Below are 7,949 nucleotides of genomic sequence, written 5' to 3' on the forward strand. Positions count from 1 at the left end.
CCACTCGTCACCGCCGCCGTCCCCGCCGGCGCCGCCCGCCCCCGGGCCATCGGCACCTGGACGGCGGTCGGCGCGGCCGGCGGCGCAGCGGGCGGCTTCGTCGGCGGCCTCCTCGTCGACCTGCTGAACTGGCGCTGGGTCCTCCTCGTCAACGTCCCCCTCGGCGCCCTCATCCTCGCCGCCGCCGCGCTCTGGCTCCGCGAGGGCCGCGCCGACGCCGGCCGCCGCCTCGACCTGCCCGGCGCGGTCCTCGTCACCGCCGGACTCGCCACCCTCGCGTACGGCATCGTGCAGACCGAGATGTCCGGCTGGACCTCCGCCGCCACCCTCCTCCCGCTCCTCGGCGGCCTCGCCCTCCTCGGCGCCTTCGTCGCCGTCGAGCGGCGCACGGGAGAACCCCTCGTCCCGCTCGGCATCTTCCGCAACCGGGCGGTGTCCGCCGCCAACACCGGGATGATGCTCGGCGGAGCCGCCTCCTTCGCCATGTGGTTCTTCATGACGGTGTACGCCCAGAACGTCCTCGGCTACCCCCCGCTCCAGGCCGGCCTCGCCCTCGTGCCCAGCTCCCTCGCCGTCCTCGTCGGCTCCAAGGCCGCGCCCCGCCTGATGGCCGTCACCGGCGCCAGGAACCTCGCCGTCATCGGACTCCTCGTCGCCGCCGCCGGCTTCGCCTGGCAGTCGACGATGACCGCCGACGGCACCTTCCTCACCACCATCCTCGGCCCCGGCCTCGTCATGATGGGCGGCCTCGGCCTCGCCACCACCCCCCTCGCCACCCTCGCCACCTCCGGCGCCGCCCCCGGCGACGCCGGTCTCGTCTCCGGCCTGGTCAACACCTCCCGCACGATGGGCGGCGCCCTCGGCCTCGCCGTCCTCACGACGGTCGCGGCCGCCGTCCCCACGGGCCCCGACCTCGCCCCCCTCGGCACACCGGACGGCTCCCACCTGGTCCCCGGCTACGCCATGGCCTTCCGCGTCTCCGCCGCCATCCTGCTCACCGCGGCCGTCCTGATGGCCGTCTGGCTGCCCCGCCCCGTACACCGAACGGTGCAGAAGCCCTAGCCTCCGTCACCGTCCGGTGTACGCCGGGGTGACCGCGCCGGGAGGACGCGGCCGCCCCTGCCCCCTCCGTAGCGTCCGGAGCACCACCCGGAAGCCACGACGAGGAGGACGGCATGACGACGACGAGAACGACCGCGACGACGACCGCGAGAACGACCGCGAGGACGACCACCGCAGGGGCAGGGCGGGCCCCGCTCGCCCTGCTCGGCGCCGGCGCCCTGGCCCTCACGGCGGTGGAACTGCTGAACCCCGGCTACGACCTGCTCAGCGAGGCCCTCAGCCGGTACGTGCACGGCACCGCAGGCCTGCTCCTCCCCGCGGGCCTCCTGGCGGCCGCCGGTGCCTCCGCCGTCCTCGCGGCACGGCTCCGGGGCGGCGGGGCCGGCCGGATCGCCGCGTGGGCGTGGGCCGTGGGGCTCCTGATCGCCGGGATCTTCCCCGCCGACCCGCCCGGCCACCACCACCGCCCCTCCCTCTCCGAACTCGTCCACGGCAACGCCGCCTTCGTCGCCTTCGCCGCCCTCCCCACGGCCGCGCTCCTCCTCCGCCGGACGCTCACCGCGGCCCGGCCCCGGCTGCGGACCGCCCTCGACGCCCTCACCGCCGTCTCCCTGCTGAGCACGGCCGTCCTCGCCGTCCTCCTCGCCGACGTCATGGACGGCGGCCCCTCGCTCGGCCTGCTCGGCGCCCCCACCCTCCTCGGGCTCGTCGAACGGATCGTGCTCGCCGCCGACTTCGGCTGGGTCGCCGTCGCCCTCCTCGCGACCGCTGCCGCGGAGCGGGGCCGTCGTGCATGATCGACGCATGGACCGAGCGCTCGCCCGTACGACCGCCGCCCTGCGCGCGGTACGTCCCGTGGACGGGCTCCTCGCGGCCGTCACCTTCGTCGCGGTGCTCGCCGGCACCGCCCGCTTCGGCGGCCGGCTGGACGCGGCGGGCGCCCTGCCGCTCGCGCTCTGGCTGGGCCTGCTGCTCCTGGCCCGCCGCCGGTGGCCCCTCGCCGTCCTCCTCCTGTCCGTCCAGGCCGTCATCGTCTTCCGCACCTCCGGTCTCACCGACATCGGCTGGGTGTGGCCGGTCTCCGCCGCGTACGCCGGGCTGGCCGCCGACGACCGCCCCGGCCGCCCCGGCCTGCCCTGGGCCGCCGCCGTCGGCGTCACCGAACTCGTCCTCGCCGCCGGCTGGGAGCTGCCCACGGCCGGCACCGCGCCCCGGGACGCCCTCGCCTCCCTGGGCGCCGAGGCCCTCTGGCTGGCCCTGCTCCTCGCCGCCGCCACCGCCTACCGCAACCGCCTCCGCTGGCGCGCCGAACGCGACGACCGCCTCCTCAGGGAGGCCAGGGAACGCGACCTGGAGGCCGGCCGGCGCATCGCCGAGGCCCGGCTGGAGATCGCCCGCGAACTCCACGACGTCGTCGGCCACACCCTCACCGTCGTCGGCCTCCAGCTCCGCGTCGCCACCGAGTCCCTGGACGACTCCCCGGCCGAGGCCCGGGCCGCCCTCACCACCGCCCAGGAGGTCCGCACCGCCGCCGTCCGCGACCTCCGCGCCCTCGTCCACGTCCTCCGCGCGCCGGGGGAGGCCCCGTCCCCGCAGGAACCCGCCGCCGGGGTCCCGGAACTCGCCGCCCTCGTCGCCCGCATGCGCACCCCCTCCCTCGCCATCCGCCTGGAGACCACCGGCGACCCCGCCGCCGTCCCCGCCCCGGTCTCCCTCGCCGTTCACCGCCTCGTCCAGGAGGCCCTCACCAACACCGCCCGCCACTCCGGCGCCTCCCGGGCCGACGTCACCGTCCGCTGCGAGGAGGGCCGTGTGGAGGTCACGGTCTCCGACGACGGGCGGACCCCGCCGGGCCCGGCGGCCGCCCCCGGACACGGCATCCGGGGCATGACCGAACGCGTCCACGCCCTCGGCGGCGAACTCACCGCCGGGCAGCCCGCCGACCGGGACGGCTGGCTCGTCCGGGCCGTCATCCCTGTGCCAGGCTTCCGGCCATGACGATCAAGGTGCTCCTCGCCGACGACCAGGCCCTCGTGCGGGCCGGCTTCCGCAGCCTCCTCGGCCGGGCCAAGGACATCGAGGTGGTCGGCGAGGCCGGCACCGGCGACGAAGCCGTCCGCACCGCCCGCGCCGTCCGCCCCGACGTCGTCCTCATGGACATCCGCATGCCCGGCACCGACGGCCTCACCGCCACCCGCACCCTCGTCGGGGACCCCGGCCTGACGGGGTGCCGGGTCATCGTCCTCACCACCTTCGAGACCGACGAGTACGTCTTCGCCGCCCTCCGCGCCGGCGCCAGCGGCTTCCTCACCAAGGAGATCGAACCGGACGACCTGCGCCAGGCCGTCCGCGCGGTCGCCGCCGGCGACGCCCTCCTCTCCCCGAGCGCCACCCGCCGGGTGATCGAGCGGTTCGCCCACCGCCCCGCTGCCCCCACCGAGACCCCCGAACGCCTCGACGTCCTCACCGCCCGCGAACGGGAGGTCACCCGCCTGATCGCCACCGGCCTCTCCAACGACCAGATCGCCGAACGCCTCGTCATCAGCCCGCTCACCGCCAAGACCCACGTCACCCGCGCCCTCGCCAAACTCGGCGCCCGCGACCGCGCCCAACTGGTGATCCTCGCCTACGAGACGGGCCTGGTCGTCCCCGGCGGGACCGTCTAGAGCCACCCCTGCTGCCGGGCGGCCCGCGCCGCCTCCATCCGGTTCCGCGTCCCGGTCTTCCCGATCGCGGCCGACAGATAGTTCCGCACGGTCGACTCCGACAGATGGAGCCGGCCCGCGATGTCCGCGATCGTCGCCCCGTCCACCGCCGCCGACAGGGCCTCCCGCTCACGCGCCGTCAGCGGGTTCGGCCCCGCGCCCAGCGCCGCCGCCGCGAGCGCCGGGTCGATGACGGTCTCGCCCCGCAGCACCGTCCGGACCGCCTCCGCCAGTTCCTCCACCGGCCCGTCCTTCACCAGGAACCCGGCCGCCCCCGCCTCCATCGCCCGCCGCAGATACCCCGGCCGGCCGAAGGTCGTCAGGATCAGCACCCGGCAGTCCGGCACCTCGTCCCGCAGCTCCGCCGCCGCGTCGAGCCCCGACATCCCCGGCAGCTCGATGTCGAGCAGCGCCACGTCCGGCCGCGCCACCAGCGCCCGGTCCACGATCTCGTCCCCCCGCCCGACCTGGGCGACGACCTCGATGTCCGCCTCCATCCCGAGCAACAGCGCAAGCGCCCCCCGCATCATCCCCTGGTCCTCGGCGAGCAGCACCCGAATGGACTTGGACGGCCGGTGTTCCCGCGGCATCTCGTTCACAACCGAAAGCCTAGGCCGGACGGTTCCTCCCCGCCGGACGGCGCGGGCCGCTCCGGCGAGGTCGGCAGCTCCGCCGTCAGACGGAAACCGCCGCTCGGGGCCTCCGCCGTGGCAAGGGTGCCGCCCGCCGCCGCGAGCCGCTCGCCCAAGCCCCGCAGCCCGCTGCCGGCTGCGGCGGGGGAGGGGCCGAGGCCGTTGTCGGTGACGGTGAGCCGGGCCCGCTCCGGGCCGCCCGTCACCACGATCTCGCACCGGCTCGCCCGCGCGTGCCGGACCACCTGCCCGAGCGCCGCGTCGAAGTACGGAGCGGCGGGCCCGCCCCGGCAGGCGTCCGTGTACGGACCTGACGGTGACAAATGTCCTGGGCTGCCACCGCCGGGGTACCGCGCACCCGGTGTCTGACGTACCGTCAGAAGTGTGACGTGCGAGGGTTCCCAAGCCGTCGGGCCTCCGCTATACATGGGGGACACCGAACTGGAACGCGTTCTAGTCAGCCGCGTCCGGGACGGTTCCCGCACGGCCTCGGCGTGACCGACGGTGCGGACGGTCGCGCCGAGGTCTTCCACTCCAAGGACCTCCAAGGAGCAGCAAGGCGATGCCCATCGACCCCGCCAAGGCCCTCGCCGCGGAACCCCGCAGCGCCGAGATCGCCTGGGACCACAAGGACGTCCAGCTCTACCACCTCGGCCTCGGCGCCGGCAGTCCCGCCACCGACCCGGCCGAGCTGCGCTACACGCTCGAATCCCGGCTCCACGTGCTGCCCAGCTTCGCCACCGTCGCCGGGGCCGGCATGGGCGTCGTCGGCGGGCTCTCCGCCCCCGGCATCGACGTCGACCTCGCCGCCGTCCTCCACGGCGGCCAGTCGATCACCCTCCACCGCCCGCTGCCCACCGGCGGCCGGGCGGTCTCCACCTCCCGCGTCGCCGCCGTGTACGACAAGGGCAAGGCCGCCATCCTGGTGCTGCGCTCCGAGGCCGCCGACGACGAGGGCCCGCTGTGGACCTCCGACGCCCAGATCTTCGTCCGCGGCGAGGGCGGCTGGGGCGGCGACCGCGGCCCCTCCGAGCGCCTGGAGGTCCCGGACCGCGAGCCCGACAAGACCGTCGAGCGCCCGATCCGCGAGGAGCAGGCCCTCCTCTACCGGCTCTCCGGCGACTGGAACCCGCTCCACGCCGACCCCGAGTTCGCCGCGCTGGCCGGCTTCGACCGCCCGATCCTGCACGGCCTCTGCTCGTACGGCATGACCCTCAAGGCCGTCGTCGACACGGTGCTGGGCGGCGACGTCACCCGCGTCCGCGGCTACCGCACCCGCTTCGCCGGGGTCGTCTTCCCCGGCGAGACCCTGCGCATCCGGATGTGGGCCGGGGACGGCCGCGTCCAGGCGACGGTGACGGCCGTGGAGCGCGACGACGCCCCCGTCCTCGCCGACACGCTCGTCGAACACTCGTAGATCCGCCCCGGAGGGAGCCGCACCATGCGCGCAGCCGTACTGCACGAGATCGGCCAGGACAAACTGGAGGTCCTCGACGACGTCGAGGCGGTGGGCTTCGGCCCGGGCAGGGTGCGGATCCGGGTGCGGGCCACCGGCCTGTGCCACTCCGACGTCTCCGCCATGAGCGGCGTCCTGCCCCAGCCGGCGCCGTTCATCCCCGGCCACGAGGGCGCCGGCGAGATCCTCGACGTCGGTGACGGCGTCACCGGACTGACCCCCGGCCAGCGGGTCCTGCTCTGCTGGCTGCCCGCCTGCGGCGCCTGCGCCGCCTGCCGGCGCGGCCAGACCCAGCTCTGCCTGGCCGGCTTCATGAACGCCGGCACCCCCAACTTCAAGCGCCCCGGCGGTGACGTCTTCGGCTTCGCCGGCACCGGCACCTTCACCGAGGAGGTCGTCGTCGACGCCGGCTGCGCCGTGCCGATCCCGGACGACGTGCCCTTCGACATCGCCGCCCTCATCGGCTGCGGGGTGACCACCGGCCTCGGCGCCGCCATCAACACCGCCAAGGTGGAGGCGGGTTCGTCGGTCGCCGTGATCGGCTGCGGCGGCGTCGGCATCTCCGCCATCCAGGGCGCCCGGCTCCAGGGCGCCGCCCAGATCGTCGCCGTCGACCCCGTCGAGTCCCGCCGCGAGGCCGCGCTCCGCTTCGGCGCCACCGAGGCCGTCGCCCCCGACGCCCTCGGCGACGCCAAGCAGCGGATCACCGCCGGCGAGGGCTTCGACTACGTCTTCGAGGTCGTCGGCAAGTCCGCCACCGCGCGGACCGCGTACGAGACCACCCGGCGCGGCGGCACCCTCTGCGTGGTCGGCGCCGGCGCCATGGACGACAACCTCCAGCTCAACATGTTCGAGCTGTTCTTCGACGAGAAGCGGATCCTGCCCTCCATGTACGGCGGCGGCGACGTGCTCCGGTCGTACGAGCGGGCCATCGCGCTCTGGCGGGCCGGCCGCATCGACCTGGAGTCGCTGATCACCCACCGGGTCCCGCTGACGGGCATCAACGACGCCCTGGAGCAGATGCGGACCGGCGCGTCCCTCCGTACCTGCATCGAGATCTGAGAGGACCCCGCCATGTCACTGCCTCTTGAGGGGCTGAGCGCGATCGTCACCGGCGCCGGGCGCGGGCTCGGCCGCGCCGAGGCGCTCGAACTGGCCCGGCTCGGCGCGTCCGTGGTCGTCAACGACTACGGGCAGCCCGGCCGGGACGGCTCCGGGGAGGCGTCGGCCACCCCCGCCGAGGAGGTGGCCGCCGAGATCGCCGCGGCGGGCGGCCGGGCCGTCGCCCACCTCGGCGACATCTCCGACTTCGAGACCGCGCGCGGCCTGGTCGACCTGGCCGTGACCGAGTTCGGCAAGCTCGACGTCCTGGTCAACAACGCGGGCATCCTGCGCGACCGGATGGTCTTCTCGATGAGCGAGGACGAGTGGGACTCGGTCATCCGCGTCCACCTCAAGGGCCACTTCAACACCACCCACTTCGCGGCCGTGCACTGGCGCGGGCGCGCCAAGGCGGGGGAGACCGGCGTCTACGGCCGGATCGTCAACACCTCCTCCGAGGCGTTCCTCGCCGGTTCGGCCGGACAGCCCAACTACGCGGCGGCCAAGGGCGGCATCGTCGGCCTGACCACCTCGACCGCGCTCGCCCTCGCCCGGTACGGGGTGACCGCCAACGCGATCTGCCCCCGCGCGCGCACCCGCATGACGGAGGACGTCTTCGCCGGCTTCGCCGAACCGGCCGCCGAGGACGAGCTCGACCCGCTGTCGCCGGAGCACGTGGCCCCGCTCGTCGGCTACCTCGCCTCCCCGGCCGCGGCCCGGGTCAACGGACAGCTGCTCGTCGTCCACGGCGGGATGGTCGCCGTCGTCGAACGGCCCCGGGTGGCGGCCAAGTTCGACACCGCCAAGGAGGCGTTCGGCTTCGAGGAGCTGGACGGGCTGCTCACCCCGTACTTCGCGGAGCGCCCGCCGGGCGAGACCTTCGCGGCCTCCGAGGTCCTGGGGCTGAAGAAGGGCTGAACGACCACCGGCGTGGGGGGCGGTGGGGACGGCGAAGGGCCCCCGGGGGCGGTTCCCCCCGGGCCCCTCGGCCCC

General features: G+C 75.4%; 9 protein-coding genes. 7 read left to right on the forward strand and 2 right to left on the reverse strand.

The genetic code is table 11. The features are described from left to right. The 4 genes from ACFW1I_RS35735 to ACFW1I_RS35750 form a co-directional block, all read left to right on the forward strand. Positions 1–1,062, forward strand: a 1,062-nt coding sequence (locus tag ACFW1I_RS35735; protein WP_384677828.1) for an MFS transporter, incomplete at its 5' end; no start/stop codon positions are given. Between the two features lie 113 nt (positions 1,063–1,175). Then, complete coding sequence (locus ACFW1I_RS35740) at positions 1,176–1,859, forward strand: DUF998 domain-containing protein (protein ID WP_384677830.1); 684 nt, start codon at positions 1,176–1,178, stop codon at positions 1,857–1,859. Positions 1,860–1,866: 7 nt separating this feature from the next. Continuing rightward, positions 1,867–3,060, forward strand: coding sequence for a sensor histidine kinase (locus ACFW1I_RS35745; protein ID WP_384677832.1), 1,194 nt, complete (start codon positions 1,867–1,869; stop codon positions 3,058–3,060). Then, complete coding sequence (locus ACFW1I_RS35750; protein WP_384677833.1) at positions 3,057–3,728, forward strand: response regulator; 672 nt, start codon at positions 3,057–3,059, stop codon at positions 3,726–3,728. The genes ACFW1I_RS35745 and ACFW1I_RS35750 overlap by 4 nt, the downstream gene beginning before the upstream one ends. Here the strand turns inward: ACFW1I_RS35750 and ACFW1I_RS35755 are convergent. Next, positions 3,725–4,357 carry a response regulator gene (locus tag ACFW1I_RS35755; protein WP_384677853.1) on the reverse strand — a complete coding sequence of 211 codons (633 nt, stop codon included), beginning with the start codon at positions 4,355–4,357 and terminating at the stop codon, positions 3,725–3,727. The two genes, ACFW1I_RS35750 and ACFW1I_RS35755, sit on opposite strands and share 4 nt — an antisense overlap. 5 nt (positions 4,358–4,362) lie before the next feature. Then, positions 4,363–4,722: a hypothetical protein gene (locus tag ACFW1I_RS35760; RefSeq protein ID WP_384677835.1), complete on the reverse strand. Its 360-nt coding sequence runs from the start codon at positions 4,720–4,722 to the stop codon at positions 4,363–4,365. Between the two features lie 239 nt (positions 4,723–4,961). Between ACFW1I_RS35760 and ACFW1I_RS35765 the strand changes: the two genes are divergently transcribed. From ACFW1I_RS35765 to ACFW1I_RS35775, 3 genes are read left to right on the forward strand one after another with little or no spacing between them, the layout of a single operon-like run. Beyond that, the gene (locus tag ACFW1I_RS35765; RefSeq protein WP_384677837.1) at positions 4,962–5,816 is read left to right on the forward strand and encodes a MaoC/PaaZ C-terminal domain-containing protein; all 855 of its coding nucleotides are present in this window, start codon (positions 4,962–4,964) and stop codon (positions 5,814–5,816) included. A gap of 24 nt (positions 5,817–5,840) precedes the next feature. Then, a complete protein-coding gene (locus ACFW1I_RS35770; protein ID WP_384677839.1) occupies positions 5,841–6,917 on the forward strand; it encodes a Zn-dependent alcohol dehydrogenase in 1,077 nt (358 codons plus the stop codon). Positions 6,918–6,929: 12 nt separating this feature from the next. Continuing rightward, a complete protein-coding gene (locus ACFW1I_RS35775; RefSeq protein ID WP_384677841.1) occupies positions 6,930–7,874 on the forward strand; it encodes a 3-oxoacyl-ACP reductase in 945 nt (314 codons plus the stop codon). Positions 7,875–7,949 lie beyond the last annotated feature (75 nt).

The sequence above is a fragment of the Streptomyces sp. NPDC058955 genome (assembly GCF_042741435.1).
Lineage (GTDB): Bacteria > Actinomycetota > Actinomycetes > Streptomycetales > Streptomycetaceae > Streptomyces.

Excerpts from the sequence above, each read along its gene's own strand:
- ACFW1I_RS35740 (WP_384677830.1), top strand. The coding sequence starts at position 1,176 with ATGACGACGACGAGAACGACCGCGACGACGACCGCGAGAACGACCGCG.
- ACFW1I_RS35745 (WP_384677832.1), top strand. The coding sequence starts at position 1,867 with ATGGACCGAGCGCTCGCCCGTACGACCGCCGCCCTGCGCGCGGTACGT.
- ACFW1I_RS35750 (WP_384677833.1), top strand. The coding sequence starts at position 3,057 with ATGACGATCAAGGTGCTCCTCGCCGACGACCAGGCCCTCGTGCGGGCC.
- ACFW1I_RS35755 (WP_384677853.1), bottom strand. The coding sequence starts at position 4,357 with ATGCCGCGGGAACACCGGCCGTCCAAGTCCATTCGGGTGCTGCTCGCC.
- ACFW1I_RS35765 (WP_384677837.1), top strand. The coding sequence starts at position 4,962 with ATGCCCATCGACCCCGCCAAGGCCCTCGCCGCGGAACCCCGCAGCGCC.
- ACFW1I_RS35770 (WP_384677839.1), top strand. The coding sequence starts at position 5,841 with ATGCGCGCAGCCGTACTGCACGAGATCGGCCAGGACAAACTGGAGGTC.
- ACFW1I_RS35775 (WP_384677841.1), top strand. The coding sequence starts at position 6,930 with ATGTCACTGCCTCTTGAGGGGCTGAGCGCGATCGTCACCGGCGCCGGG.